The organism is Niveispirillum sp. (assembly GCF_052437035.1).
Lineage (GTDB): Bacteria > Pseudomonadota > Alphaproteobacteria > Azospirillales > Azospirillaceae > Niveispirillum.
Map to the genome: position 1 here is coordinate 238,714 of NZ_JBQVOH010000006.1, position 25,397 is coordinate 264,110.

Genomic DNA, 25,397 nt, shown 5'->3' on the forward strand with positions numbered 1-25,397 from the left:
CGGGGGATGGGTTGCGCAATCATGCCCGCCTGCGCCAGTCTGGTCATGAATTCGCCCAACCGGAGCCGCCATGCGCACCGTAGTCCGCCGCGTTCTAACCGCCCTGCTGCTTCTGCTGCCGCATCCGTCATGGTCCTGCGAGATGGTGGAGGATGAAAGCCAAGCATCCGTCTACGAACTGGTGGCCCGCGCGGACCTGATACTGCTGGCCCGTGCCACCGGGTCCTGGCCGCTACGGCCCGATCTGACGAAGACCTTCACAGGGCCACCCGAGGTCGGGTTCAAGCCGATTGAAGTGGTAAAGGGTACGACCGGCGTCACTGTGCCCGTGGTGGGGCGCCTGGACGATGCGCTGCTGACACTGAGCCCGGTCTGCCCCCTACCGGTCTATACACGTAATGCCCCTTACCTGCTGTTCCTGCGCCGACAGGGCGACCAGTTCACGACCATCCTGGACAGCCGCGGCGATGGCACGCGGCCATTTCAGCTATCCGTCGGGAACGACACACCCCTGTCCTTGATCCGGCTGTTCGTGCAGGTGCAGCGACAGAACACGCAGGAACAGCAACGTCAGATGCTGGAAGCCCTGGCGGTGCAACGTCTGCGCCCCGACGCCAGCGCCGGGGAAAAGCTGGAGGCGCGCCATATCATGGACTATCTGCGCTCCCTCTCCACCCCACCGCGTAACTGATGCCATCGGCAGGGGTGGCCTGAACCTCACCCCTTCTGCACCCCCGGCTTACCCGGATCGACCGCGAATTTGGCGCGGCTGGACAGCTTGCCGCCGTGCGTGGTGACCTGATCCAGAACCTTCAGGTCCATGGTCAGGTGCTTGGGCGTGACCTCGCAGATGCCATAGCCGCGCTGGTCGTTGATCAGCTTGATATGCGGGTTCTCGGCCAACATGCCCTTGGCGGCGGGCCGCTGGTCGCCGCCATCGCCACCAGACGAGATGGAGGTGACCACAAACTCGCTGGCCACGACGGCGCTGTTCGGGTCCTTGTCGTCGAAGATCACGTTGCCGACGATGTTCTGATGCTCGTCACCGGTCAGGACGACGGTGTTGCGGATATTGTTGCCCTGGATATGCTTCAACAGGCGGGCGCGGGCCACGCGGTACGGGTCCCAGGTGTCCAGGTTGCGGATATTGGCCTCGCCCGGCTCCCGGTCGCACGGCATCAGCATCACCTGCTGTGCCAGCAGGTTGAACCGCGCCTTGCCTTGGGCCAGCCCGTCGAACAGCCACTTTTCCTGCGCCTCGCCCAGTACCGTCAGGTTGGGATTGTCCACATCCGGGCAGGCCGGGCGGAACCCATCGCGACACGGTTGGTCGCTGCGATACTGGCGGGTGTCCAGCACATGCATGTCGACCAGATCGCCGAACGCGAACTTGCGGAACAGCTGCATGCGCGCGCCGTCGGGCAGGGAGGAGCGCCGGAACGGCAGATGCTCATAATAGGCCTGGGCGGCCGCCGCGCGGCGCAGGCGGAAGATATCGGGCGGGGTATTGTCCCAGTTGAAGTCCGACGCCCAGTTATCCACGATCTCATGATCGTCCCAGACGGCGATCCAGGGGGCGGCGGCATGGGCATTCTGCAGGTCGGTATCCAGCTTGTACTTGGCATAGCGCCGGCGATATTCGTCCAGCGACACCGGGTCGGGCAGGTCGGCGCGGCGCGGGCTGGGCACCGTATCTTCCAGATGCCGGCTGAAATAGAAGGGCCGCGACTGCCCCTCATAGATGTAGTCGCCATAATGATAGACGAAATCCACCTCTTCGCGGGCCAGATGGTCAAAGGCCGTGAACAGGCCCTGATCGTAATTCTGACAGCCTGCGACGGCGAAGCGCAGCTTGGACAGCGGCGCGCCGGCAGCGGGTGCCGTCACGGCCCGGCCCTGCATCGACCGATGGTCGCCACAGCGGAACCGGTACCAGTAGGGACGACCCGGCAGCAGCCCGGAAACCTCCACATGTACCGCATGGCCCAGTTCGGGATGGGCGAGGCCCGTGCCCTTGGTCACCACCTTGCGGAACAGCCGGTCCTCCGCCACCTCCCAATCCACAGGGATGATGTCGCTGGACATGCCGTAACCGGGTTCAAGCGGCCGGGGTGCCAGCCGCGTCCAGATCACGAACCCATCGGGCCAGGGCTCACCCGACGCCACACCCAGCTGGAACGGGTAATCGATGAAATTGACCGCACCAAAGGCCAGACGCGGCGCCACCGGAATGGCCAGCGCCGCCACCGCCAGCGAACCGGCCCCGCGCAGCAGTTGGCGGCGGGACAGGGCGAGCGTGGACGGCAGCACGGATTTCATCAAGGACAACCCACCAATAACGCCCCGCCCAGGCCGCCTCCCTGGCGGGCCGTTCGCAAGACGTGAATGCGAAGAAGAACGAACCGGCATGCCGGTTTAGTCACCTTTGCTTGTGACAGAGGTCAGGGCGGATTGGCAAGTGTCCGATACGTTGCAACGAGATGACGGGACCGTGAGGGCGCTACGCCCAGCGAAACCTCACACCCCGATCACCCCGCCACCCTTCTTGGTGATCACCACCACCGATGGCCGCGCCGGCATATTGTCCTTGAAGTCCGGCCAGCGGGTGCCCGGATCGGCGAAGGTGCCCTGGCGGTTGCCGGATTTGGTCACCTTGTCCACCGCGTCCGATCCCGGATGCTGGATCGATACGAACAGCGTCTGGTCATCGGGCGTGAAGCTGGGACCCGTCAGTTCGGCCCCCACCGGCACGCGGAAGAACAGGCGGGCGGTACCGCGCAGGGGACCTTGCGTCTCCATGGCCCAGATGCCATCCGACGATCCGGAGGTCCATTGCCACTTGGCTCCCTGGTCGGTACCCACCCACAGCCGTCCCATGCTGTCGAAGGCACAATTATCGGGACAGGAGAACCAGCCATTTTCCGTGGTGGCCTTGTTGAAACTGGCCCCCGTCTTCGGGTCGGCGGGATTGCCGGCCTTGACCAGGATTTCCCACTTGAACTTCTGTGCCGCATGGTCGCCGCCGGGCGGCACCATTTCCACAATATGGCCCCAGCTATTGGCCGGGCGCGGGTTGGCGGCATTGGGGCGGATCTGGGCCGGGTGGACGGGATCGTCGGGCAACCGGTCGTCATTATTGGTCAGCATGACATAGACCAAGCCGGTCTTGGGATTGACCTCCACATCTTCCGGCCGGTCCATGCGGGTGGCTCCCACCAGGGTGGCGGCGATGCGGGCCGCGATGACTACATCACCCTGATCCTTGAAGCCATTGGCCGGGGTCAGCGGCCCCTGCCCCTGCACCAGCGGCAGCCAGGTGACGGTGCCATCGGCATCGAACCGCGCCACCGACAGGGTGCCCTCGTCCAGCAGCTTCATATTGGCCTTGCGGTCCGCCGGGTCATACTTGCCCTTGGACACGAACCGGTACACGTGCTCAAACCGCTGATCGTCGCCCATATAGACAACGGCCCGGCCATCCTTGTTCAGGGTGACGCCCGCGCCTTCATGCTTGAACCTTCCCAGCGCCGTCAGCTTGCGCGGCGTGCTGGTCGGGTCATAGGGGTCGATCTCCACGATCCAGCCATAGCGATTCGCGGCAAACGGTTCCTTGTTGATATGGAACCGGTCATGGAACCGGCCCCACTGATACCAGGGGGACGGCACCGTCATGCGGTCGTAATTGCGCTGTTCGGGATGGGTCTGGTCGATGGTGCCCATGAAATAGCCATCGATATTCTCCTCCCCCGACAGCACCGTGCCCCAGGGGGTGACGCCGCCCGCGCAATTATTCAGCATGCCGATGACGGTCCGGCCCTCGGGATCATCCTTGGTCTTCATGCGGGCATGGCCGGCGGCCGGGCCCGTGAACGCCATCTTGGTGTTGAGCGCATTGAGGCGGCGGTTGAACTTGCCGCCCTTCACATAGGCCCATTTGCCATCCTTGCCTCGGCGGACCTCGACGATGCTGCCCGAATGGGCCGCCATCTCGATATCCACCATCTCCTTGGTCACGGACTCGGGCGGGTATTTGTCCTGCCCCTCCGGCGCCAGGCCGGGGAACATCATCTCGGCCTGGGTATATTCATGGTTCACCCATAACAGCCCATGATCGGCGCTGTTGCTGCCCTGCGGCAGGGGATAGAAGGCGGTGAAGTCACAATTATAGCCGAACTGCTTCAACTGACTGTCGGCGGTCTGCTTGTACGGGTCGAAATCCGGGCTGTCGGCGAACAGCGGATCGCCCCAGCGGATCAGGACATCCGCATCATATCCCGGCGCCACATGATGATTACCGTCGATGCCGCGCGTCAGTTCCTCAAAATTGAACCCGAATCCGGCCTGGGCCTTTGCCTCACCGGCCATCAGGGCCACGGGCACGGCAGGCGCAAAGGCCGCGATGGCGCTGGTGCCCAGCATCCCGCGCAGGATGTCGCGCCGCCCCAGCCGGGCCTGCACCACCTCGCCAAAGGTCGGCTCACTGTCCGGCGACGCACCCTTGTCCTGGATGGCTTCAAACTCTTCATGGGTCAGGAAACGGTTCTCGGACATGGGACGCACAGGCTCCAGCGGGAAAAGGGGCTTTGTCAGCCTACATACGCCTATGAGGCTACAGTTATTTGACAGGCCTGTGCCTCACAGGCAGGGCGGCGATGTGACACAGGCGACAGATTCCGCATCGCCAAACGGAAAGGCCGGCTTTGTCACCTTGCCGTGCGCCTGCGAACTGGCTAGCTTCACAGGCTGGTAAGATTGCTGGGACCCTTTCCCGGTGGCGCCCGCATCGGGAAGGCCGCCAGGGGTTCCCCTGTTCGGAACGGAGCCGATGAAGTTTACCCGTCGTGCCGCCTGTGCGGCCCTTGCCCTTTTCATGTCCACCGCCGCCACGGTTGCGCCCGCCTTCGGGTTCGAACCGGCCATCGTCTTCGACATGGGCGGGCGGTTCGACAAGTCGTTCAATGAAGGGGCCAATAACGGCGCCGAACGGTTCAAGAAGGATACGGGCACCAATTTCCGCTGGTTCGAGGTCACGAACGAGGCACAGCGCGAGCAGTTCCTGCGCCGTCTGGCCAGCCGTAACGCTGACATCATCGTCTCGGTCGGTTTCTCCATGGCCCCGTCGGTGGAAAAGGTGGCGAAGGAGTTTCCGAATGTCCGCTTCACCCTGATCGACGGCAATGTGAACCTGCCCAATGTGCAGTCCATTGAATTCGCCGAACATGAAGGCTCCTATCTGGTCGGCGTTCTGGCCGCCATGGCGTCCAAGACGGGGACGGTGGGCTTTGTCGGCGGCATGGATATCCCGCTGATCCGCCGCTTTGCCTGCGGCTATGAACAGGGCGTGAAGGCCACCAACCCCAAGGCCAATGTGCTGGCCAACATGGCCGGCTCCACACCCGCCGCCTGGGCCGATCCCACGCGCGGTTCCGAACTGGCCAAGAGCCAGTTTGACCGGGGTGCGGACGTGATCTTCGCCGCCGCCGGCCAGACGGGCATGGGCGTCCTGCAGGCAGCGTCTGATGCCGGCAAGCTGTCCATCGGTGTCGACAGCAACCAGAACCACCTGTTCCCCGGCAAGGTGCTGACCTCCATGGTCAAGCGTGTGGACGTGGCCGCCTATGAGGCGTTCAAGACCGCACAGGACGGCACCTGGAAGGCGGGTCACCGCCGTCTGGGCCTGAAGGAGGATGGAGTGGGCTGGGCCTTCGACGACAATAACAAGGCGCTGATCACGCCCGCCATGAAGGCGGCTGTGGACAAGGCCACCGCCGACATCAAGTCCGGCGCCCGCATCGTCGCCAATTATGACGACGCAAAGGGCTGCAAGTACTGATCGTCCCCTGACTGACTTAGCGCCTGAGCAGGACCCATGTCGGCCGCCCCCCCTTCCGTTTCCTCCGCCTGGGCGGTCGAACTTGTCGGCATCGACAAGCGATTCGGCCCCGTCCATGCCAACCGCGACGTAACGCTGCGTTTCGCCCCTGCCAGCATCCATGGGCTGGTGGGGGAAAATGGCGCCGGCAAGTCGACCTTGATGAGCATCCTCTACGGCTTCTATGAGGCTGACGGGGGTGAGATCCTGGTGCGCGGCAAACAGGTGAATATCCGCACGCCGCAGGACGCGATCCGCCTGGGCATCGGCATGGTGCATCAGCATTTCATGCTGGTGGAGACCTTCACCGTCTTGGAAAACCTGCTGCTGGGGCATGAGGGCGGGCCGGTACTGGGCCCCGCCATGGCGCGGGCACGGGCCGAGGTGCAGGCCCTGGAACAGCAATTCGGGCTGGAGGTGCCGCTGGACGCGCTGGTCTCCGACCTGCCCGTCGGCGTGCAGCAGCGCGTGGAGATCCTGAAGGCGCTCTATCGCGGGGCAGAGGTGCTGATCCTGGACGAACCCACCGCGGTTCTGTCCCCGCCGGAGGTGGAGCAGCTGTTCCGTATCCTGGAACGGCTGCGCCAGCAGGGGCGCACCGTCCTGCTGATCACGCATAAGCTGAAGGAAATCATGGCCATCACCGACCGCGTGTCGGTGCTGCGCCGGGGTCAGGTGGTGGCGGAATTCATCACCAAGGAAACCGACCGACAGGCCCTGGCCGACGCCATGGTGGGGCGCAAGACCTCGCTTGCCGTGGACAAGGCCCCGGCCACTCCCGGCCCTGTCCTGCTGTCGGCGCAGAATGTGAACGTCATTGATGCGCGCGGCGTTACAACCCTGAAGGATGCCTGCCTGAGCGTGCGGGCCGGTGAGATTGTCGGCATCGCCGGTGTCGCCGGCAATGGCCAGTCGGAATTGCTGGAGGTCTTGTCTGGCATGTGCCGTTTCGATAGCGGAACGGTCACGCTGAAGGGCGATGAAATCGGCCCGGCCACGAAATATGATGCCGCCGATGCGCGGCGCCGGGGCCTGGCCCATGTGCCCGAAGACCGGCTGAAACTGGCCGTGATCAAGGAATTCCCCGCCCATGAAAGTGCCATCCTGGGCTATCACCAGGATAAGGGCCTGTCCAAGGGCTGGCGGCTAGACTGGAAGCGGGTGGTCGCCAAGACCGTTTCGTTAATGGAACAGTTCGACGTGCGCCCCGGCAACCCCAATCTGCGCACTTCGCTGTTCTCCGGCGGCAATCAGCAGAAGCTGGTGATGGCCCGCGAAATGGACCGGGAACCGGACATCCTGCTGGTGGGACAGCCGACGCGCGGTGTCGATATCGGCGCCATCGCCTTCATCCACCGCCAGCTCGTGTCGCTGAGGGATCGGGGCAAGGCCATCCTGCTGGTCTCGGCAGAACTCGACGAGATCCTGGCGCTGTCCGACCGCATCCTGGTGATGTGCGACGGGGAGATCGTGGGCGAACTGTCGGCGGCAGAGGCCACGGAGGGCCGGATCGGCACGATGATGGCGGGCATCAAGGACACACCCGCTGTTGAAGGGGTTTCGGCATGAGTGCGGGTGCGGGTTCCGACAATCTTCCCTGGTGGGCGACCGGCCTGCTGCTGCCCGTGGTGAATGTCACCCTGGCGCTGCTGGTCTCGGCCCTGGTCATCTTCGCCATCGGGGAGGACCCGGTGGGCGCGCTCGGCACCATGCTGCGCGGTGCTGTCGGCACGGGCGAGGGCATTGGCTATACGCTCTATTACGCGACCAGCCTGATCTTTACTGCGCTGGCCGTGGCCATCGCCTTTCATGGCGGGCTGTTCAATATCGGCGGTGAGGGGCAGGCCTATATTGGCGGCCTGGGCGTCGGTCTGGTCTGTCTATCCCTGCCCGGATGGCCCTGGTGGGCGGCTCTGCCCTTGTCGGTGCTGGGCGGTGCGGCCTTTGGTGCGCTCTGGGCTGCGATCCCCGGCTGGCTGCAGGCCTATCGCGGCAGCCATATCGTCATCACGACCATCATGTTCAATTTCATCGCGTCCTCGCTGATGGTCTATCTGATGGTCAATGTGCTGATCAAACCGGGGCAGATGTCGCCAGAAAGCGAGACGTTCAGCGCGTCGATGTTCCTGCCCATGATGGCCGACATGATGGCCGGCATCGGGATTGAGATGGCGTCCTCGCCGCTGAATTTCTCGCTGTTCCTGGCGCTTTTGGCCTGTGTCGGCGTCTGGGCCTTCATATGGCACACGCGCTGGGGTTTCGCACTGCGCGCCACCGGTGCCAATGAAAACGCCGCCCTTTATGCCGGCATTGATCCCAAGCGGGTCATCGTCATCACCATGGCCCTGTCGGGCGCCTTGGCGGGCCTGCTGGGCGTGAACGAATTGCACGGGGTGCAGCATCGCCTGATGCTGAATTTCCCGGCGGGTCTGGGCTTTACCGGTATCGCGGTCGCCCTGATGGGTCGCAACCATCCCGCTGGCATCATCCCTGCCGCCCTGCTGTTCGGCGCGCTGTATCAGGGCGGGACGGAGTTGGTCTTCGACTACCCGACCATCAGCCGGGAGTTGGTGGTGGTGATCCAGGGCGTGGTCATCCTGTTCGCGGGCGCCTTGGAACATATGTTCCGTCCGGCCCTGGTGCGCCTGTTCTCCCGCCGCCCCAGCGCGGTGACTTCCAAGCCGGCGGGGGCCTGATCCCATGGACATCTTCCTGACGCTTCTGTCGCTGCTGGATAGCACGGTCCGCCTCGCCACGCCCTTGCTGCTGGCCGCCTTGGCCGGTTTCTATTCGGAACGGGCCGGCGTGGTCGATATCGGGCTGGAGGGCAAGATGCTGGTGGCGGCCTTTGCCGCCGCCGCCACCGCCGCCATCCATGGCTCGGCCTGGCTGGGCCTGGGTGCCGGCATCCTGGCCTCGGTCATCCTGGCCCTGCTGCATGGTTTTGCCTGCATCACGCATAAGGGCAATCAGGTCGTGTCCGGCGTGGCGCTGAACATCGTCGCCCTGGGCCTGACGGCGGTGCTGGGCAATGCCTGGTTTGAGATGGGGGGCCGCACCCCCAACCTGCCTGCCGATGCCCGCTTCGGCGAGATCATCCTGCCTCTGGCAGAAGCGCTGCGCGGCGTCCCCCTGCTGGGTCCCCTCTATTTTGAGCTGATCAGCGGCCATAACATCCTGGTCTATCTGGCACTCGCCATCGTGCCGCTGACCTGGTGGATCGCCTATCGCACCCGTTTCGGCCTGCGCCTGCGCGCCGTGGGCGAAAACCCCGCCGCCGTCGACACCGCCGGCATCTCCGTCACCAGACTGCGTTATCAGGCTGTGCTGATCGCGGGATTGCTCTGCGGCATTGCCGGCGCCTATCTCTCCACGGCGCAAGGGGCCGGGTTCCAGGCCAACATGACGGCGGGCAAGGGGTTCCTGGCCCTGGCCGCCTTGATCCTGGGCAAGTGGAAGCCGGTGCCGACCCTGTTCGCCTGCCTCCTGTTCGCCTTCGCCGACGCGTTGCAGACAAGGTTGCAGGGCGTGGCCCTGCCCGGCATCGGCGAGGTGCCGGTGCAGCTGATCGAGGCCCTGCCCTATCTGCTGACCGTCCTGCTGCTTGCCGGCTTCGTGGGCAAGGCCATCCCGCCCAAGGCCAGCGGGCGGCCCTATGTGAAGGATCGATAAGAGGCAGTTCCGTAGGTCGCCTGCGTCTCCGCGACGGGCGCCAATTTCGACCCCGCGATGGCGGCCTGGGTGCACTTGGCTTCCCCCGCAGGCGCTGCGCGTCGCGGTCGCTGCCGGAGTGGTTTCCGGTCAACCGAGAGCCATTCAAATTTTAACAGGCACAGGCCAACTGAAGCGCGCAACACAATGGGAATGATTAGTAGTATAAACTTATATATTTACATCCTTTAATAATTGACTCACTCTTTTGACGACATTAGCCTCCATCCACAATAACTTGACTCTGCGTCGTGGCTTCGGGGGAACAAATGTCAAAACTGATTAGTCTTATAGGTCTTGCTATTGTTGGCGCTGTTATTATTGGACTATTGTATGCATTTGGGTGGGGTGCTGTTGGGGTTTTCCTGGCGTTCTCTGCCTGCGCTGCGCTCGGGAGTTTAGTGATCCGCTTTTTCAAGAGCTAACGCATTGTTGCAAAACAAAGGTATCTGATCTTTCCCTGCTCGGGCAGGAACGCGCATGTATTGCCGTATTTTTTGAGCGGGCGGCCCCCTACGATGCCTCCGCCTGCGTCTCCACGACCGGCGCCAGGGCCAGCTTGCTCGCCACGATGGCGGCCTGGGTACGGCTGACCACGCCCAACCGGCGCAGGATCACCGTGACATGCGCCTTCACAGTGGTTTCCACCACGCCCATCTCATACGCGATCTGTTTGTTCAGCTTGCCCTCCGCGATACCGGCCAGCACGCGCAGCTGCTGCGGCGTCAGGCCCGCCACGCGGGCGGCCATGTCGGCATCGGCCACGGGGGCCTGGGCATGGGCCGGCGTGCCGGCACTGGGCAGCCAGACGGCCCCGTCCAGAACGGCGCGGATGGCGTCGCCGATATGGGTGATGGGCGCTGATTTCGGCACGAAACCCGCAGCACCATATTCCATGGCGCGGTGAATGGTGGCCGCATCCTCGGATGCCGACACCACGATGATCGGAATGGTCGGATGTTCGTTGCGCAGAAGCGCCAGACCGATCAGCCCGTTGATGCCCGGCATATGCAGGTCCAGCAGGATGGTGTCGATGGCCGGCTCGCGCTTCAGCACGGCCTCCACATCGCCGAAACTCGCCGCCTCCACGGTCGTCAGGTCGGGCATGGTGCCCGCCACCGACTGGCACAGGGCTGCACGCATCAATGGATGGTCGTCGGCCACAAGCACCCGGATCGACATCTGTTCCGCCCCTCCCGCAATTGTCCCCGTGGCTGTTCCGCCACTGTTGTTAACCACCGATTCAATGCCCTTCACGCCCGCGACGCAAGCACGCTTTTGACAAAAAAGAATATGGCGGGTGGTTTTCACCACCCGCCAAGGCTTTCAGGGGGAAATCGCAACCACCGACCGATGATCAATCATCGGCGTAGATGTCGATATCCTTGGTTTCCTTCACGAACAGCATGCCGATGACCAGCGTGCCTGCCGCGATGATGATCGGGTACCAGAGACCGGAATAGATGTCGCCAGTGGCCGCCACGATGGCCAGGCTGGTGGTCGGCAAGAACCCGCCGAACCAGCCATTGCCGATGTGATAGGGCAGCGACATGGAGGTGTAGCGGATGCGGGTGGGGAACATTTCCACCAGCATGGCGGCGATGGGGCCGTACACCATGGTGACATAGATGACCAGGATGGTCAGCAGCAGCACCAACATGGGCTTGTTGATGGCCGCATTGTCAGCCTTGGCCGGGTAGCCGGCGGCGACCAGCGCGTCACCGACAGCCTTGGTGAAGGCGGCACCGGCGGCCTTCGGGTCAGCCGGGGCGGCGGACGGGCCATGGCCCAGGTTTACTTCCGTCTTGGTGACAACACCGCTGCCATCATAGCTCTCGATGCTGACGCCACCCACCCGGATCTGGGCGATGGTGCCGGCGGGGGCGGCCTCGTTGCTGTACGGAATGCCCTTGGCCACCAGGGCCGACTTGGCGATATCGCAGCTGCTGGTGAACTTGGCCGTCGCGGTCGGGTTGAACTGGAACGAGCATTCGTTGGGGTCGGCAACCACGACCACGGGGGAGGTGGCGACCGCCGTTTCCAGCGCAGGGTTGGCGAAATGGGTGATGGCCTTGAACAGCGGGAAGTAGGTGATGATGGCCAGCACCAGACCCGCCATGATGATGGGCTTGCGACCGATCTTGTCCGACAGGCTGCCGAAGAAGATGAAGAAGGGCGTGCCGATGGCCAGCGCGACCGCGATCAGGATGTTGGCCGTAAACGCATCAACCTTCAGGATGGAGGTCAGGAAGAACAGGGCATAGAACTGACCCGTGTACCAGACCACCGCCTGACCGGCGACCAGGCCGAACAGCGCCAGGATGACGACCTTCAGATTCTTCCAGTTGCCGAACGCTTCGGTCAGCGGCGCCTTGGAATGCTTACCCTCTTCCTTCATCTTCACGAAGGCCGGGCTTTCATTCAGCATCAGGCGGATCCAGACGGAAATGCCCAGCAGGACGATGGAGATCAGGAACGGGATACGCCAGCCCCAGTTCTCGAAGTCTTCCACCGACATCGACGTGCGGCAGGCCAGGATGATCAGCAGCGACAAGAACAGGCCCAGCGTCGCCGTGGTCTGGATCCAGGCGGTGTAATTGCCGCGCCGTCCATGGGGTGCATGCTCGGCCACATATGTCGCCGCACCGCCATATTCACCGCCCAGCGCCAGACCCTGCAACAGGCGCAGGACGATCAGGATGACCGGGGCGGCAATGCCGATGCTGGCATAATTGGGCAGGATACCGACGATGAAGGTCGAGGCGCCCATGATCAGGATGGTAACAAGGAAGGTATATTTGCGGCCGATCATGTCGCCCAGGCGACCGAACACCAGCGCACCGAACGGACGCACGAAGAAACCGGCGGCAAAGGCCAGCAGCGCGAAGATCAGGCCGGCGGTGGGGTTCACGCCGGAGAAGAACTGCTTGGCGATGACGGCTGCGAGCGAGCCGTACAGGTAGAAATCATACCATTCGAACACGGTGCCAAGCGAAGAGGCGAAGATCACCTTCTTCTCTTCCTTGGTCATCGGGGCTGGTGCCGCCCCGCCCACTGCCACATTAGCCATGTGCCCTCCCTTTTGCGCATATCGGCGACAAACGGACCGGCCCCGGCGATATTATGCGCCGCCCGCCGGGCAGCCTGTTATGGGCGTCCGGGTCGATCCTTGAGGTTTCCACGATGGGACAGGCGGAAGGTTAACGCAGCCCCGACCTTGGTCGCTTCGACCTTGGTCCAGAAGCTTGAAACCATTAGCTAATTTGTGCAGCGCAACAAGCGGGGCGTTAACGGATAAGGCCAAAGGTCATCAATCATGACCCTTGGCACGGCGGCGACCGCCGCCGCGCGGCACGTGCCGCGTGAAGCCAAGCCAACGGATATTGGCGCCGGCGCCTGAGGAACAGAAAAAGCTAACCCCGCCTCCGGCTCTCGATATGCAGGTCGAAGGCCACCCCCAGCATGATGGCCATCTGTTCCAGATAGGCGGCATCCGGGTCCGACCACAGGCGCTTGCGGCCCCCCTGTTCACAGCACAGCACAGCCACGGCCCGCCCGCCCGTGGAGACGACATGGTCCAGAAGCGAGCGCACATCGCGTTGCAGCAGATAATTCTTCAGGCACGCGGTCGCGGGATGGGTCATGGCATCATCGGCCACCACGCGCTTTTCGCGGCGCAGCGCCTCGAAATAGGGGGCGCTGTCGGCCTCGCGCAGTTTGGTGCCGCGCAGGACGCGGGCGTCGCGGGCATCATAAAGGGCGGCACATTCGATGGCCTGGCCATCGCCCTCATCAAAAAACCAGACGCTGCCGCTGCTGACGCCCAGATCCTCGACAATGTCCCGGCAGGCCGCCTCGAACACGGGGGGCAAATCCTCGGCCCGCCCGCGAAACGCCGCCAGGGCCGACCGCAAATGCCGCATGCACGCCTCCGCCGCCCATCCCGTACACAAGAATGCTGGGGCCGCGACGTTGCGGCAATGCAATTATTGAACGGGATCAGCCCATCAGAGCGCTGATACGCCGCGACAGGGCGGCCAGATGCGCGCGCTGCCCGTCGGTCAGGCCCGATGGCCCCACTTTCAGCTGTTCCAGCGCCGTGACGGTGCGGTCCACGTGGCGCAGGGCCACCGTCACCTTGTCGCTGGACAGGCCTGCCGTGGCCGGGTTGGCGGGGGCGTTGCCCGCCTTCTCGGCGCGAATCGCGCGCACTGTCAGCGATCCCTGACAGGCGCGGTCCCACAGCGCCATCTGGCGTTCGGGCTCATCGATGGTGGCCAGTTCGACCAGCATGGAGCGCGAAATCTGCCGCTCATGCTGCGGGTAGGTTTTCAGGATGTCCGGATGCAGGGTCAGCAGGCGCAGCGTGGAACTGATCTGCCCCTGGGTGCGACCGATGGCCCGGCCCAGCGCGTCCTGCGTGTAATGATGCTTGTCCATCAGGCGCTGCAACGCGCCCGCCTCTTCCAGGGCGTTAAGTTCCTGGCGCTGCAAATTCTCGATCAAGCTGATCTCATCGACATCGCCCGCCGTGACCAGAACGGGCAGCCAGTCCCAGCCCAGCTTGCGCGCCGCGCGCCAGCGCCGTTCGCCGGCCACGATGTCGTAAAGCCCCAGCTCCCCTTCCGCCACCCGCACCAGCAGCGGGTGCAGGATGCCGACGCGCGCCATGCTGCCGGCCAGTTCGTCCAGCGCGTCCAGATCGAAATATTTGCGCGGCTGGTCGGGCCGGGGCCGCAAGCGGTCGATGGCCAGTGACAGGATCAACGGCGGGCCGGGCACGGCTTCATCGGGATAGGTAGACATGGCTTCTGGCATTAGATCAATCGCACCCGCGGGTCAATGCGGGCGCATGCCTCACGACACAAGGCAATCCAGCGGCGTGAAAACCGGCAGGGCGGGCAGCGACATATAGGCCGACGGCGTCACCGTGCGGCGTTCATAGATGCAGACCGGCGTGCCATCGGCCAGCTTCATGGGCACCCAGCGGGTCAGGGCATGGCGCACCGTCATGCCCCCCTGCACATATTGCAGCCAGATCATGCGGACGGTGGCCACCGCCATCTCCCCGCCAAAGAACCGCCCCTGGGCGTTCAGCATAGCGTCGATCTCCGCCGTCAGGTCGGCCTGCTGCTGGGTACGATTGGCAAAAAACACATCACGACCGAACGGCTGATCGGCGACCAGCGTATCGCTGACTTCCAGAATACGGCTGGGCTTGCCGGCCAGGGGATCGCGGTCGGTGCGGAACACATGGCGCGGGGCCTTGCCATGCCGGATTTGCGAACACAGGTCCGCCGTGCCCACCGGCTGTTCCAGAAGATCGCGAACCAGACGCTGTGCCGACAGATCGGGCATATCAGCGCCACTTTCCCAGCGGTGAAGGGTGCTGGGCGGGACCTTCAGCTGGGCCGCCATCTGGGCAAAGGTCCAGAACCGGGTGCCGCGCACCAGACGCAGCATCTCCGGCCAACAGACCTTATCGCTTGCAACCAATTGCCCTTGCATGGTCCCCGGCGCGCCCTGTCACATCAGCAGTGATTATTACACTGATTCCAAACAGGGGACGAAGCGGGAAATAGGCGTGGTAAACAAAAAATGAAGCAGGCGCGCCGAAAACAAGGGGACGCCAAGGCAAGGCATCCCCTTTTCCTTCTTATACCCTTTGCGTACCGTGCGGATAATCCTGGGCGATCAACCAGAAATTCAGCGCGACTCCGAACAGGCAGAACAGCATCCCGCCCAGGAACATGCCCAGATCCTTGGCGCCAGCCGCCAGGAACAGACCCACAAAGCCGAGCACAACGCCCAACAGGCGCAACGAAACGTTACCGATCATGATACTCTCCTATTAGAGTGTGATCGGTTTAAATAGATTCATTTAAACCGTGAATCACACGACGGAACAAACTCTAACCACCCGTTTTCGGGTGCGGTGGGCTGGGCGGCAGGGGCCGCTCATCATCGAACAGGACGCGGGCACCGGCCCCGTCCAGGTCTTCGAACTGTCCGCTGCGCACGGACCACAGAAAGGCCAGAAGACCGATCAGGCCCATGCCCAGCGCGATGGGGATCAGGAACAGCAGGCTGGTCATCCACGCATCTCCCTTAGTGCTGTTTTAGGCTGACCGGAAACAGTACCGGCGGCGACCGCCGCCGCGCGGCCCGTGCCGCGTCGCCCAAGCTGCGGATGCAGCGCCGGCGCTTGAGGAAAACGCAAAGGTGCCCCCGACAACCTCAGCGCATTGCCCAGCACCACCAGCGAGGAGGAGGACATGGCCAGTGCCGCGATCAGCGGTGTGGCATGGCCCAGCATGGCGATGGGCACCGCGCACAGGTTATAGAGCAGCGAGAAACCCAGGTTCTGCAGCACCAGCCGGTCGGCCTTGCGCGCCACCGTCAAAAGCTCTGCCAGCGGGGCCAGAAGGTCACCCTGGAACACGGCATCGGCGGCGGTCTGCGCCACATCCACGGCACTGCCGGGGGAGGCAGAGACATCCGCCGCCGACAGGGCCGCCGCATCGTTCAGCCCATCGCCGACCATCAGGACATGGCGGCCCTCATCCTTCATCGCGGCCAGCGCCGCTGCCTTGCCCGCCGGGTCCACGCCGGCCCGCCAGTCTGTAATGCCCAGGCGCGCCGCCATGGCGGCTACCACCGGTTCCCGGTCCCCGGAAATCAGGGCCAGGCGGTATCCCTTGCGGCGCAAGGTCGCCACCACGGTCACGGCATCGGCACGCGGCGCATCGGCAAAGGTGAAGCGCTGTGGCTGCCGGCCAGGACGCGCCAGCCACAGTTCCGGCCCCTCGATGATGCTCCCCGGCACGCTGACAGGCCCGACAAAGCCGCGCCGGCCCAGGCGCACCATACCGTCCGGCCCCTGCCACTCCAGGCCGGCCCCCGGCACCTCCCGCACGCCGTCGGCCACCGGTCCCGGCCCTGCGGCCCGCGCGATGGCACGCGACAGCGGATGCCGGCTGGCCCGCGCCAGTGTGGCCGCCAGTTCCAGGTCCGCCGCATCGCGGTCCCCATCGGGCAGAAGGTCGGGCCGGCCCAGGGTCAGCGTGCCTGTCTTGTCAAAGACAATGGTATCCACCTTGGCCAGCCGCTCCAGCGCCGTGGCCGATTTCAGCAAGATGCCGCCGCGCAGCAGCCGCCCCGTCGCCACCACCTGCACCGCCGGTACCGCCAGCGCCAGGGCGCAGGGGCAGGTGATGATCAGCACCGCCACCGCGATGAACAGCCCCTGCTGCCAGGCAATCCCCACGCCCAGCACCCAGGCCAGGAAGGTCGCCAGGGCGGCGGTATGGACCACGGGCGTGTAGGCCCGTGCCACCCGGTCGGCCAGCGCCACATAGCGCGCGCGGCCCTGTTCGGCGGCCTCCATCAACCGCACGATCTCGGCCAGCAGGGTCCCCTCGCCGCGCGCCGTCACCGTCACGCGCAGCGGGGCCGACAGGTTGACCATGCCGGCAAACAGCGTGTCGCCGGGCCGCACCGGCTGTGGATGGCTTTCCCCGGTGACCAGCGAGGTGTCGATATCCGACACCCCGTCCGCCACGGCCCCATCCACGCCGATCCGCTCTCCCGCCGCGACCAGGACCGTGGCCCCCACCGGCACCTGCGCCGGGGCCGTGGGCACGGCCATGCCCGCCTCGTTCAGCATCATCACGGGTGCCCGGCCCAGTGCCAGCAGATGTTCTGCTGCACTCCGCGCCCGGCCCCGCGCACGCGCATCCAGAAACCGCCCCACCAGCAGGAAGAACAGCAGCATGACGGCGCCATCGAAATAGGCATGTTCCCCATGCCGCGCCGTCTCCCACAGGCTGACCGTGGTCGCCAGCGTCACGCCCAGAGAGATGGGCACATCCATATTGGTTCGCCCGGCCTTCAGCGCAGTGATGGCCGACCGGAAGAAGGGCCGCGCCGCATAGGCCACGACCGGCACGGCGATCAGGGCCGACAGCCAATGCATCAGGGTGCGCGTGGCATCGCCCATGCTGCCGGCATGGCCGGACCAGACCGACACCGACAGCAGCATGATATTCATCATGCCGAACCCGGCCACCGCCATGGCCCGCACCAGTTCACGTTCGGATTTCTTCTGCGGATCATCCGCCCCTTCTGTGCCCGCCACGGCGGGGCGATAGCCCAACCGCCGCACGATGCCGGCCAGATGCCCCGCCATGTCCGGCGCACCCTCCCGCCACGTCACGGACAAGCGCCGCGTCGTCAGGTTCACGCGCGCCGCCGTCACGCCCGCTTCCCGGCGCAACGCACTTTCAATCAGCCAGACACAGGCCCCACAGGTCACCCCATCCACGACCAGCCGCAGACACTGCGCCCCGTCCGGCAGCGTCTCCACCGCGCCCGACAGGTCCAGCGCCGCCGCCTCTTCTCCTGCCGGGGCCGGCGCATTGGCGTCGCGGCGCGCGTAATAGGCATCCAGCCCCAGATCATGGATCAGGGCATAGGCACCCGCGCAACCGGTACAGCAGAAACGCTCCCCCGCCGCCACCGGCTGCCCGCAATGGATGCAGCCTATGTCATGTGCGTGATCGGTCACGATTACGGGGGATGTGGCGCGGGTCATTTTGTCACCACGATCCGCTGGACCAGCAGATATTGCTCATCGCCATGGCGCAGGGCCGCCTTAACATCCCACTGGCCGGGATGCGGTGTGTTCAGCGGCGCCACGAACCGCCCCGCCCCCGTGGCGGTGAAGACCAGGGAAAGCGGCGCCTCATTGCTGACGGGGCGTTCCAGCCGGCCGGTAATGCCCACGCGATCCAACGGCTGCCCGTCCCGGTCCTGGATGCGCAGGACCAGTTGGCCCCCCTCCACATTCACCGACACGCGCCAGCCCAGCGCGTCCTGCCCCTTTTGGGCCGCCAGCACGTCATTATAGCGCACGCCCCGCTCATAGGGCTTGTCCACCGCCAGCCCGGAATAGGAATTGATGGCATAGGTCACCATCACGGCATTGACGAGGATGACGACCAGCATGGCGCCCACAAAGACCCAGGGGATCCAGCTGCTCTTGCGCGGTTGATCGATGGTCATGGCCATGGCTCAATCCCTGTCGTGATGGTGGCGGACATGCGGGCCGACGAACACCGCGTCATAGGCGTCGCCTTCCCCGCGCACCGGGTTGGTCAGCACGAATTCAATCTCCACCCGCTCATCCCGTTCCTTGTCGGGCGGGGCGGTCACGAACACGCGGAAGGTGGCCACCTTGTCGGGCTTCACAGGCAGGATCACCGACTGGCCTTCGCCCGCCTCGCCCACATCCTGAACCAGCAGATGCCCGTCCTTCATGCCTTTCAGGCTCAACAGGAAATCCACTGGCTCCCGCCGCTTGTTCAGAACCTTCAGCGTATAGCCATTGCGCACCCCACCGTCCGACAATGTCACGAAAAGGGGTGCCCGGTCACGCAGCACATTCACTTCCACGGTCGTCCGTAGCAGCAATGCCGCCAGCATCACGGCGCAGACCAGGACCAGCAGGCCTGCATAAAGCGTGGTGCGGGGCCGCACGATCTTCCACTTAGCACGCCCGCCCTTGGCGCGCGCCTGCTGCCGCGCCTCGGTATCAAAGGTGATCAGCTCACGCGGGCGGCCCACCTTGTCCATGATCTGGTTGCAGCTGTCGATGCACAGGCCACAGCCGATACATTCCAGCTGCAACCCGTCGCGGATATCGATGCCCGTGGGGCAGACGGCCACGCACTGCCCGCAATCGATACAGTCGCCGCGCCCGTCCCAACTGGTGCCCGCCTTATGTGGCCCCCGCTTCTCCCCGCGCCAGCGCTCATAGGTGACCACCATCGACTGATCGTCCAGCATGGCGGCCTGGAAACGCGGCCAGGGGCACATATAGGTACAGACCTGTTCGCGCGCCCATCCGGCCAGGACATAGGTGGTGGCCGTGAACAGACCCACGAAGAAATACTGGACCAGCGTCGCCTGACCCGTGAAGAACTCCACCACAAAGGTCGGCGCATCGTTGAAATACAGCGCCCAGGCACCGCCCGTCGCCAGCGCGATCAGCAGCCAGGCCGCATGCTTGGCCGTGCGCTTGGTGAATTTCTCGACACTCATCGGCGCCTTATCCAGGCGCATGCGCGCCCCCCGGTCGCCCTCGATCCAGCGTTCGACCAGCATGAACAGGTCGGTCCATACCGTCTGCGGACAGGCATAGCCACACCACAGCCGCCCGAACAGGGAAGTGACCAGGAACAGGCCCAGCGACCCGATCACCAGCAGGCCCGTGATGAAATAGACCTCCTGCGGCCAGATCTCGATCCCGAACAGATAGGCGCGCGGTGCACCGATATCGATCAGCAGGGCCTGTGACGGCGCATCCGGCCCCCGGTCCCACCGCACCCACGGGGCAAGGTAGTACAGCGTCAGACAGAAGATCAGGACGGCCCATTTGATGGTGCGGTACTTGCCCGTCACCGACTTGGGCTGCACCTTGATCCGCGCGGCATAGAGCGACGGCGGCGGCACGTCGGCCCCCTTGGGTGCGGCCGCCGGCTTGCGCCCCACCCCCGTCTCAAACGCCGCCTGCGCCGCATCGGCAGCCGCCGCCTTCTCCAGCAATGTCTCCGGTCCGGCCATCGGGGCACCCCTTGGAAACGGTCATGAACAGTTCGGTGGGCAACCCACCCTGACCGTACCCTAGGCCTCTGCTGTGCGGCGCGCGTTGCGATAAATCAAATGATGGGGGAATGATTGGGATGGGGATGTTTGGTCGCAGGGGGGGGAACCGTTTGGACCATACCACGCTTGCCCAGCACCAAGTCTTACGTAAAATACAGAAGATGCGTAACCGGAGAAGCTAACATGGTTGTGGTCACATCAGCCGAGTTCGTCCGGCAGTTCGGCACCTACCAGCGCAAGGTTCAGCGGGAAGAGGTTGCCGTCACCTCTTACGGGAAAGTCGTGGGCTACTACGTCTCCGCCGAGGATTTTGAAATCCTCCAACAGGCCAAGGCCGCGCGGCAAGCCTATCATCCGGGTGAGTTGACGGAGGATACGTGGGACGATATTGACCGCGCAGAGCCCAGTGCCGATGCCCACAAGCTGGATCATCTGATGGACGGGGCTGAATAATGGTCCTGCCACCCCCGGCACCGGGGCTGGTTGTCCATTTCTCGTACCTCTGGTGCAACCAGTTTGAGCAGGGTGAGGAGACGGGACGAAAAGTGCGCCCCTGCCTGATCATCTATGGCGAAATCCCGGCCAGCCTGCTTCGCCAAGTACTGACCGCCATTAAGGCGCTGCGGCCACCGCCCAAGGCCACACCCCGGACCTGACAAAACAAAACACCCCGCCGGTCTCTCTCCGGCGGGGTGCAAGTTGGGTGGGGGCAAAGGGGTTGGGGGGTTACTGCCCGCCACCAAGGGCGTGAACGTACGTGGCCAGCACCTTCACCGTGGCCGGGTCCAGGCGTTCGATCCAGGCCGGCATGTTGCCGCGCCGCGCATAGGTGATGGTCTCCACCACCGTTTTCCGGTCGCCGCCATACAGCCAGATGCCGTCCGACAGGCGCGGGCCGCCCATATCCTGGATGCCCTCGCCCTTCTCGCCATGACAGGCCGCGCAATTCTCGGCAAAGACCAAGGCCCCGCGTTCCACGGCGTCGGCCTTGCCCGTAGTGCCCGACAGCGACAGGACATAATCGGCGACGTCACCGATCTGTTCCTTGGTCAGCAGGCTGTCGGCGCCAAAGCGCGGCATGTCGGAGACGCGGCTGTTCTCATTGGCGTTGCGGATGCCATAGGTGATGGTCTGCAAAATCTGGTCCGGCTTGCCGCCCCAGATCCAGTCATCATCGGCCAGCGTGGGGAAGCCCACGGCACCGGCCCCGCCCGCCCCATGACAGCCCGCGCAATTATCGGCAAAGGCCACGCGGCCCGCCGCCTGGACATAGCCCATCAGGGCCGGGTCCTTGCGGATGCTGTCAATGTCCATGGCCACGATCTTTTCGCGCAGTTCGGCCTGGCCGGCCTTCTGCGCTGCCAGATCCGCCGCCACCTCGCCACGCCTTGAATAGCCGGCGGTGCCACCGAAATGGCTGGACAGGGTGGGCCAGGAGGGGAACAGGACCGTATAGATCACGCCCCAGACGATGCAGGCATAGAAGGTGTACAGCCACCATTTCGGCAGCGGCGTATTCAGTTCCTTGATGCCGTCCCACTCATGGCCCGTCGTTTCCGTGCCCGTGGTGGCGTCCTTTTCGATCTTGGTCGGCATGGGATCACCTGTTGTTTCGGGCGGGGCTGGGATCGTCGTTCAGGGGGATCATGGCGTTGGCCTCAAACCGGCGCTTGGCGCCGGGCCGAAAGGCCCAGAACACGATCCCAAGGAACAGAACCAGGAACCAGACCAGCCAGAGCTGTTTCAGAAGGGGGAGAAGTTCGTGCATGGCGTCCCCCTCACTGCTTCAGGTCTTCGGGATTGATCTTGGTGAAATCGACCAGCGTGCCCAGCATCTGGAGATACGCGACCAGGGCGTCCATCTCCGTCACCTGTTCCGGCTTGCCGTCGAAATCGCCCAGCGCGGCCTTGGGATAACGGGCCATAAGCGCCGTTGTATCCTCGTCCGGCAAAGCACCCGCCTGGACCTTCAGGTCCTTCTGGGCATTGGCGATATCATCCTCCGAATAGGGCACGCCCAACGTGCGCAGCGTCTTCAGATGTTCTGCCGCATCGTCGAAATTCAGCGGCCGGTTCAGGAACTGGTAGGTGGGCATGATCGATTCCGGCACCAGGGCGCGCGGATTGTTCAGATGCGCCACATGCCAGTCGTTGGAATATTTGCCACCAACGCGCGCCAGATCGGGGCCGGTACGCTTCGACCCCCATTGGAACGGGTGGTCATACATGCTCTCTGCCGCCAGGCTGTAATGGCCATAGCGCTCGACCTCGTCCTTGAAGGTACGGATCTGCTGGCTGTGGCAGAGATAGCAGCCTTCGCGGACATAGATGTTGCGGCCCGCCAGTTCCAGCGGGCTGTAGGGGCGCACCCCTTCCACCCGCTCGATGGTGGTTTCCACCGTAAACAGCGGCACGATCTGCACCAGACCACCGATGGAAACGGTGATCAGGGTCAGGACGGCCATCAGGATGACGTTCTTTTCGATGATCGCGTGGGAGAACTTCATGGTTCCGTCCCCCTTATTCGGCGGCCACAGCGGCACCTTGCGTCACCGGCTCCAGGGCCGGGCTGCTGGTGACCGTGCGGATCAGGTTGATGACCATCAGGATGGCGCCGGTCAGGAACAACAGACCGCCGATGCCACGGATGACGTAGTAGGGATGCATGGCCTGCACCGTCTCCACGAACGAATACTGGAGGAACCCGTACTCATCATAGGCGCGCCACATCAGGCCCTGCATGATGCCGCTGACCCACATGGCGGTGATGTAGAAGACGATGCCGATGGTAGCGGTCCAGAAGTGCCATTCCACCAGACGGGCGGAATAGAGCCGCTGCTTCTTCCACAACACCGGCACCAGATAATAGATCATGCCGAAGCAGATGAAGGCGACCCAGCCCAGCGCGCCGGAATGCACATGGCCGATGGTCCAGTCGGTATAGTGCGACAGGCCGTTGACCGCCTTCACCGACATGACCGGACCTTCGAACGTGCTCATGCCATAGAAGCCGACGGCAGTGACGGAGAAGCGGAGCGACGGATCGGTGCGCAGCTTGTCCCAGGCGCCCGACAGGGTCATGATCCCGTTGATCATGCCGCCCCAGCTGGGCATCCACAGCACGACCGAGAACACCATGCCCAGCGTCTGCGTCCAGTCGGGCAGCGCCGTATAGTGCAGATGGTGCGGACCCGCCCAGATATAGAGGAAAATCAGCGCCCAGAAATGGATGATCGACAGACGGTAGCTATAGATGGGCCGCTGTGCCGCCTTGGGGATGAAATAGTACATCATGCCCAGGAAGCCGGCGGTCAGGAAGAAGCCCACCGCGTTATGGCCGTACCACCACTGGATCATGGCATCCTGCACGCCGGCCCAGGCCACATAGGACTTGGTGCCCGTCAGGCTGACCGGCAGGGCTGCGTTATTCACGATATGCAGCATCGCAATGGTCAGGATGAAGGCCAGATAGAACCAGTTGGCCACATAGATATGCGGCTCCCGGCGCTTGATGATGGTGCCGACAAACACGACCAGATAGACGACCCAGACCAGGGTCAGCCACAGATCGACATACCATTCCGGCTCGGCATATTCCTTGCCCTGGGTGATGCCCAGCAGATAGCCGGTGGCGGCCATCACAATGAACAGCTGGTATCCGAAGAAGATGAACCAGCCCCATTCGCGCCCGCCAAACAGCGGCGCGCGGCAGGTGCGCTGCACCACGTAAAGCGACGACCCGATCAAGGCGGACCCGCCAAAGGCGAAGATCGCGGCAGAGGTGTGCAGCGGGCGCAGCCGCCCGAAAGTGGTCCATTCCAACCCTAAGTTCAGGTCGGGAAAGGCCAGCTGGAAAGCGATATAGACACCGGCGGCGAACGCCGCGATGCCCCAGAACATGGCGGCCACGACGAAGGCGCGGACAACGTCCTCGTGATACGCCTCGACGGGAGCGGCCGTTTGGCCCGCGCCCCCATACGCCCCGTCGGCGATTGCTACACCCATGACAAACCCCCGGTGTCGGCGGAATTTTTGGATAAGGACCGGACCCATGCCCGATCCCCGACCCTGCCTTCATGGGCCATGCCGGGGGGATGCGCATTGACATGCATCAACCCGCCGATGGTTCGGGCGCGGAACATCAAGGTGAAGCGGGATCAAGGGGGTGGGGGGGAGTGCGTCTTCCTGCCCCCTCTTCGTCATCCCGGTGAGAGCCGGGATGACGAAGAGATTTTCACACCCCTAATATTCATCAAAAGCATAGCCCCCCTTCCCAGCGCCTGAAAACCTGCCATACTCAAGAAAAGCCGCGAAAAGCGAAGCTCAGCAAACTATTGGGGGTGGAAATGACTGTCGACCATGAAGATGATGCCGGCCACGTCCCTGTATTCAGCGGACCCGTGCCCCATATCCGTCACGTTCCCGTGGACCGGCCCTGGCATTGGCTGCAATTGGGCATGGCCGATCTGGGGTCCGCTTGGCGGGTCAGCCTGACCTATGGCGCGATCATCGCGGCGTTCAGCCTGGCGCTGACCCTGCTGGTGGTGGGGTCCGGGCATGTCATGCTGATGCTGCCCTTGACCTCGGGCTTCACGCTGGTGGCCCCGCTGATCGCGGTCGGGCTTTACGCCACGTCGCGCGATATCGGCGCCGGTCGCGTGCCCGATCTGGGCCGGGCGCTGCAGGCATGGAAGGTGAACCCCCTGCAGGTAGGGTTCCTGGGCGTGCTGCTCCTACTGCTGCACCTGTTCTGGGTGCGGGTGGCGACCTTGATGTATGCGTTGTTCTTCGCCGACTTGTCGCCGACCCTGGACAGCCTGACCACCACCCTGTTTCAAAGCGGGGCCAGCCTGCCCTTCCTGATCGTCGGCACCATCATCGGCGCCGCCTTCGCCGCTGTGGCTTTCGCGGTTTCCGTTGTGTCGATCCCCATGCTGCTGGACCGCCGCACCAACGCCTTCACCGCCATGGCCACCAGCATCACGGCGGTGCGCGTCAACCTGCCCGCCATGGCGCTCTGGGCCTTCATCATTGTCTTCCTGACCGCCGTGGGCATCGCCACCCTGTTTGTGGGCCTGATCGTCACCCTGCCCCTGATCGGCCATGCCAGCTGGCATGCCTACAAGGATCTGGTGACGGAAGGGTGAGG

Annotated in this window: 24 protein-coding genes; 8 read left to right on the top strand and 16 right to left on the bottom strand. The window is 64.1% G+C overall.

Annotated elements, in window-relative coordinates; translation table 11 throughout:
- The first annotated feature begins 70 nt into the window (after window positions 1-70).
- On the top strand, window positions 71-691 hold the full coding sequence (locus tag ACT6Q8_RS16490) for a hypothetical protein (protein ID WP_054169766.1): 621 nt from the start codon (window positions 71-73) through the stop codon (window positions 689-691).
- A gap of 26 nt (window positions 692-717) precedes the next feature.
- Here ACT6Q8_RS16490 and ACT6Q8_RS16495 read toward each other — a convergent pair whose 3' ends face one another.
- Window positions 718-2,319, bottom strand: a complete 1,602-nt coding sequence (locus tag ACT6Q8_RS16495; RefSeq protein WP_444733041.1) for an alkaline phosphatase D family protein — start codon at window positions 2,317-2,319, stop codon at window positions 718-720.
- A 198-nt stretch (window positions 2,320-2,517) separates the two neighbouring features.
- Window positions 2,518-4,551 (bottom strand): PhoX family protein, encoded by a 2,034-nt coding sequence (locus tag ACT6Q8_RS16500; RefSeq protein ID WP_444733042.1) that lies wholly within the window; start codon window positions 4,549-4,551, stop codon window positions 2,518-2,520.
- A gap of 274 nt (window positions 4,552-4,825) precedes the next feature.
- Here ACT6Q8_RS16500 and ACT6Q8_RS16505 point away from each other — a divergent pair, with 274 nt between their 5' ends.
- Genes ACT6Q8_RS16505 through ACT6Q8_RS16520 form a run of 4 tightly spaced genes read left to right on the top strand, consistent with a single transcriptional unit; the run spans window position 4,826 to window position 9,544 of the window.
- Window positions 4,826-5,833: a BMP family lipoprotein gene (locus tag ACT6Q8_RS16505; RefSeq protein ID WP_054169769.1), complete on the top strand. Its 1,008-nt coding sequence runs from the start codon at window positions 4,826-4,828 to the stop codon at window positions 5,831-5,833.
- Window positions 5,834-5,869: 36 nt separating this feature from the next.
- The gene (locus tag ACT6Q8_RS16510; RefSeq protein ID WP_444733043.1) at window positions 5,870-7,441 is read left to right on the top strand and encodes an ABC transporter ATP-binding protein; all 1,572 of its coding nucleotides are present in this window, start codon (window positions 5,870-5,872) and stop codon (window positions 7,439-7,441) included.
- Complete coding sequence (locus ACT6Q8_RS16515; protein WP_444733044.1) at window positions 7,438-8,568, top strand: ABC transporter permease; 1,131 nt, start codon at window positions 7,438-7,440, stop codon at window positions 8,566-8,568. The genes ACT6Q8_RS16510 and ACT6Q8_RS16515 overlap by 4 nt, the downstream gene beginning before the upstream one ends.
- 4 nt (window positions 8,569-8,572) lie before the next feature.
- Window positions 8,573-9,544, top strand: coding sequence for an ABC transporter permease (locus ACT6Q8_RS16520; RefSeq protein ID WP_444733045.1), 972 nt, complete (start codon window positions 8,573-8,575; stop codon window positions 9,542-9,544).
- A 552-nt stretch (window positions 9,545-10,096) separates the two neighbouring features.
- Here the strand turns inward: ACT6Q8_RS16520 and ACT6Q8_RS16525 are convergent.
- The 10 genes from ACT6Q8_RS16525 to ccoG form a co-directional block, all read right to left on the bottom strand.
- The gene (locus ACT6Q8_RS16525; protein WP_444733046.1) at window positions 10,097-10,765 is read right to left on the bottom strand and encodes a response regulator; all 669 of its coding nucleotides are present in this window, start codon (window positions 10,763-10,765) and stop codon (window positions 10,097-10,099) included.
- A 175-nt stretch (window positions 10,766-10,940) separates the two neighbouring features.
- Window positions 10,941-12,653, bottom strand: a complete 1,713-nt coding sequence (locus ACT6Q8_RS16530) for an MFS transporter (RefSeq protein WP_054169773.1) — start codon at window positions 12,651-12,653, stop codon at window positions 10,941-10,943.
- Window positions 12,654-12,996: 343 nt separating this feature from the next.
- Window positions 12,997-13,506: a GAF domain-containing protein gene (locus tag ACT6Q8_RS16535; RefSeq protein ID WP_054169774.1), complete on the bottom strand. Its 510-nt coding sequence runs from the start codon at window positions 13,504-13,506 to the stop codon at window positions 12,997-12,999.
- A 76-nt stretch (window positions 13,507-13,582) separates the two neighbouring features.
- Window positions 13,583-14,389, bottom strand: a complete 807-nt coding sequence (locus ACT6Q8_RS16540) for a ParB/RepB/Spo0J family partition protein (RefSeq protein ID WP_444733047.1) — start codon at window positions 14,387-14,389, stop codon at window positions 13,583-13,585.
- A gap of 51 nt (window positions 14,390-14,440) precedes the next feature.
- Window positions 14,441-15,079, bottom strand: coding sequence for a helix-turn-helix domain-containing protein (locus ACT6Q8_RS16545; protein ID WP_156344807.1), 639 nt, complete (start codon window positions 15,077-15,079; stop codon window positions 14,441-14,443).
- 160 nt (window positions 15,080-15,239) lie between these two features.
- Complete coding sequence (locus ACT6Q8_RS16550; RefSeq protein ID WP_054169777.1) at window positions 15,240-15,422, bottom strand: hypothetical protein; 183 nt, start codon at window positions 15,420-15,422, stop codon at window positions 15,240-15,242.
- A 73-nt stretch (window positions 15,423-15,495) separates the two neighbouring features.
- Window positions 15,496-15,678 (bottom strand): cbb3-type cytochrome oxidase assembly protein CcoS, encoded by a 183-nt coding sequence (gene ccoS / locus ACT6Q8_RS16555; protein ID WP_054169778.1) that lies wholly within the window; start codon window positions 15,676-15,678, stop codon window positions 15,496-15,498.
- Entirely contained in the window at window positions 15,675-18,176 is a 2,502-nt protein-coding gene (locus ACT6Q8_RS16560) for a heavy metal translocating P-type ATPase (RefSeq protein ID WP_444733048.1), read from the bottom strand. The genes ccoS and ACT6Q8_RS16560 overlap by 4 nt, the downstream gene beginning before the upstream one ends.
- A complete protein-coding gene (locus ACT6Q8_RS16565; RefSeq protein ID WP_054169779.1) occupies window positions 18,173-18,652 on the bottom strand; it encodes a FixH family protein in 480 nt (159 codons plus the stop codon). Before ACT6Q8_RS16565 ends, ACT6Q8_RS16560 begins: the two co-directional genes overlap by 4 nt.
- Before the next feature lie 3 nt (window positions 18,653-18,655).
- Complete coding sequence (gene ccoG / locus ACT6Q8_RS16570) at window positions 18,656-20,206, bottom strand: cytochrome c oxidase accessory protein CcoG (protein WP_444733049.1); 1,551 nt, start codon at window positions 20,204-20,206, stop codon at window positions 18,656-18,658.
- A 225-nt stretch (window positions 20,207-20,431) separates the two neighbouring features.
- On the opposite strand from ccoG, the gene ACT6Q8_RS16575 reads away from it, so the two are divergent.
- Entirely contained in the window at window positions 20,432-20,701 is a 270-nt protein-coding gene (locus ACT6Q8_RS16575) for a hypothetical protein (RefSeq protein WP_444733050.1), read from the top strand.
- Window positions 20,701-20,904: a hypothetical protein gene (locus ACT6Q8_RS16580; protein ID WP_444733051.1), complete on the top strand. Its 204-nt coding sequence runs from the start codon at window positions 20,701-20,703 to the stop codon at window positions 20,902-20,904. Before ACT6Q8_RS16575 ends, ACT6Q8_RS16580 begins: the two co-directional genes overlap by 1 nt.
- 70 nt (window positions 20,905-20,974) lie before the next feature.
- Here the strand turns inward: ACT6Q8_RS16580 and ccoP are convergent, their stop codons facing one another.
- Genes ccoP through ccoN form a run of 4 tightly spaced genes read right to left on the bottom strand, consistent with a single transcriptional unit; the run spans window position 20,975 to window position 24,253 of the window.
- Window positions 20,975-21,844, bottom strand: a complete 870-nt coding sequence (gene ccoP / locus ACT6Q8_RS16585; RefSeq protein ID WP_444733052.1) for a cytochrome-c oxidase, cbb3-type subunit III — start codon at window positions 21,842-21,844, stop codon at window positions 20,975-20,977.
- A gap of 4 nt (window positions 21,845-21,848) precedes the next feature.
- Complete coding sequence (locus tag ACT6Q8_RS16590; protein WP_082372590.1) at window positions 21,849-22,016, bottom strand: cbb3-type cytochrome oxidase subunit 3; 168 nt, start codon at window positions 22,014-22,016, stop codon at window positions 21,849-21,851.
- A gap of 10 nt (window positions 22,017-22,026) precedes the next feature.
- Complete coding sequence (gene ccoO / locus ACT6Q8_RS16595; protein WP_054169783.1) at window positions 22,027-22,755, bottom strand: cytochrome-c oxidase, cbb3-type subunit II; 729 nt, start codon at window positions 22,753-22,755, stop codon at window positions 22,027-22,029.
- Window positions 22,756-22,768: 13 nt separating this feature from the next.
- Window positions 22,769-24,253 carry a cytochrome-c oxidase, cbb3-type subunit I gene (ccoN, locus tag ACT6Q8_RS16600; RefSeq protein WP_444733053.1) on the bottom strand — a complete coding sequence of 495 codons (1,485 nt, stop codon included), beginning with the start codon at window positions 24,251-24,253 and terminating at the stop codon, window positions 22,769-22,771.
- Between the two features lie 341 nt (window positions 24,254-24,594).
- Here ccoN and ACT6Q8_RS16605 point away from each other — a divergent pair, with 341 nt between their 5' ends.
- On the top strand, window positions 24,595-25,395 hold the full coding sequence (locus ACT6Q8_RS16605; protein ID WP_054169874.1) for a DUF2189 domain-containing protein: 801 nt from the start codon (window positions 24,595-24,597) through the stop codon (window positions 25,393-25,395).
- Window positions 25,396-25,397: the final 2 nt, after the last annotated feature.

Excerpts from the sequence above, each read along its gene's own strand:
- ACT6Q8_RS16605 (WP_054169874.1), top strand. The coding sequence starts at position 24,595 with ATGACTGTCGACCATGAAGATGATGCCGGCCACGTCCCTGTATTCAGC.
- ccoN (WP_444733053.1), bottom strand. The coding sequence starts at position 24,253 with ATGGGTGTAGCAATCGCCGACGGGGCGTATGGGGGCGCGGGCCAAACG.
- ACT6Q8_RS16540 (WP_444733047.1), bottom strand. The coding sequence starts at position 14,389 with ATGTCTACCTATCCCGATGAAGCCGTGCCCGGCCCGCCGTTGATCCTG.
- ACT6Q8_RS16580 (WP_444733051.1), top strand. The coding sequence starts at position 20,701 with ATGGTCCTGCCACCCCCGGCACCGGGGCTGGTTGTCCATTTCTCGTAC.
- ACT6Q8_RS16525 (WP_444733046.1), bottom strand. The coding sequence starts at position 10,765 with ATGTCGATCCGGGTGCTTGTGGCCGACGACCATCCATTGATGCGTGCA.
- ACT6Q8_RS16490 (WP_054169766.1), top strand. The coding sequence starts at position 71 with ATGCGCACCGTAGTCCGCCGCGTTCTAACCGCCCTGCTGCTTCTGCTG.
- ccoS (WP_054169778.1), bottom strand. The coding sequence starts at position 15,678 with ATGACCAGCCTGCTGTTCCTGATCCCCATCGCGCTGGGCATGGGCCTG.
- ccoG (WP_444733049.1), bottom strand. The coding sequence starts at position 20,206 with ATGGCCGGACCGGAGACATTGCTGGAGAAGGCGGCGGCTGCCGATGCG.
- ACT6Q8_RS16575 (WP_444733050.1), top strand. The coding sequence starts at position 20,432 with ATGGTTGTGGTCACATCAGCCGAGTTCGTCCGGCAGTTCGGCACCTAC.
- ACT6Q8_RS16515 (WP_444733044.1), top strand. The coding sequence starts at position 7,438 with ATGAGTGCGGGTGCGGGTTCCGACAATCTTCCCTGGTGGGCGACCGGC.
- ACT6Q8_RS16520 (WP_444733045.1), top strand. The coding sequence starts at position 8,573 with ATGGACATCTTCCTGACGCTTCTGTCGCTGCTGGATAGCACGGTCCGC.
- ACT6Q8_RS16535 (WP_054169774.1), bottom strand. The coding sequence starts at position 13,506 with ATGCGGCATTTGCGGTCGGCCCTGGCGGCGTTTCGCGGGCGGGCCGAG.
- ACT6Q8_RS16500 (WP_444733042.1), bottom strand. The coding sequence starts at position 4,551 with ATGTCCGAGAACCGTTTCCTGACCCATGAAGAGTTTGAAGCCATCCAG.
- ccoO (WP_054169783.1), bottom strand. The coding sequence starts at position 22,755 with ATGAAGTTCTCCCACGCGATCATCGAAAAGAACGTCATCCTGATGGCC.
- ACT6Q8_RS16590 (WP_082372590.1), bottom strand. The coding sequence starts at position 22,016 with ATGCACGAACTTCTCCCCCTTCTGAAACAGCTCTGGCTGGTCTGGTTC.
- ACT6Q8_RS16565 (WP_054169779.1), bottom strand. The coding sequence starts at position 18,652 with ATGGCCATGACCATCGATCAACCGCGCAAGAGCAGCTGGATCCCCTGG.
- ccoP (WP_444733052.1), bottom strand. The coding sequence starts at position 21,844 with ATGCCGACCAAGATCGAAAAGGACGCCACCACGGGCACGGAAACGACG.
- ACT6Q8_RS16505 (WP_054169769.1), top strand. The coding sequence starts at position 4,826 with ATGAAGTTTACCCGTCGTGCCGCCTGTGCGGCCCTTGCCCTTTTCATG.
- ACT6Q8_RS16510 (WP_444733043.1), top strand. The coding sequence starts at position 5,870 with ATGTCGGCCGCCCCCCCTTCCGTTTCCTCCGCCTGGGCGGTCGAACTT.
- ACT6Q8_RS16530 (WP_054169773.1), bottom strand. The coding sequence starts at position 12,653 with ATGGCTAATGTGGCAGTGGGCGGGGCGGCACCAGCCCCGATGACCAAG.
- ACT6Q8_RS16495 (WP_444733041.1), bottom strand. The coding sequence starts at position 2,319 with ATGAAATCCGTGCTGCCGTCCACGCTCGCCCTGTCCCGCCGCCAACTG.
- ACT6Q8_RS16560 (WP_444733048.1), bottom strand. The coding sequence starts at position 18,176 with ATGACCCGCGCCACATCCCCCGTAATCGTGACCGATCACGCACATGAC.
- ACT6Q8_RS16550 (WP_054169777.1), bottom strand. The coding sequence starts at position 15,422 with ATGATCGGTAACGTTTCGTTGCGCCTGTTGGGCGTTGTGCTCGGCTTT.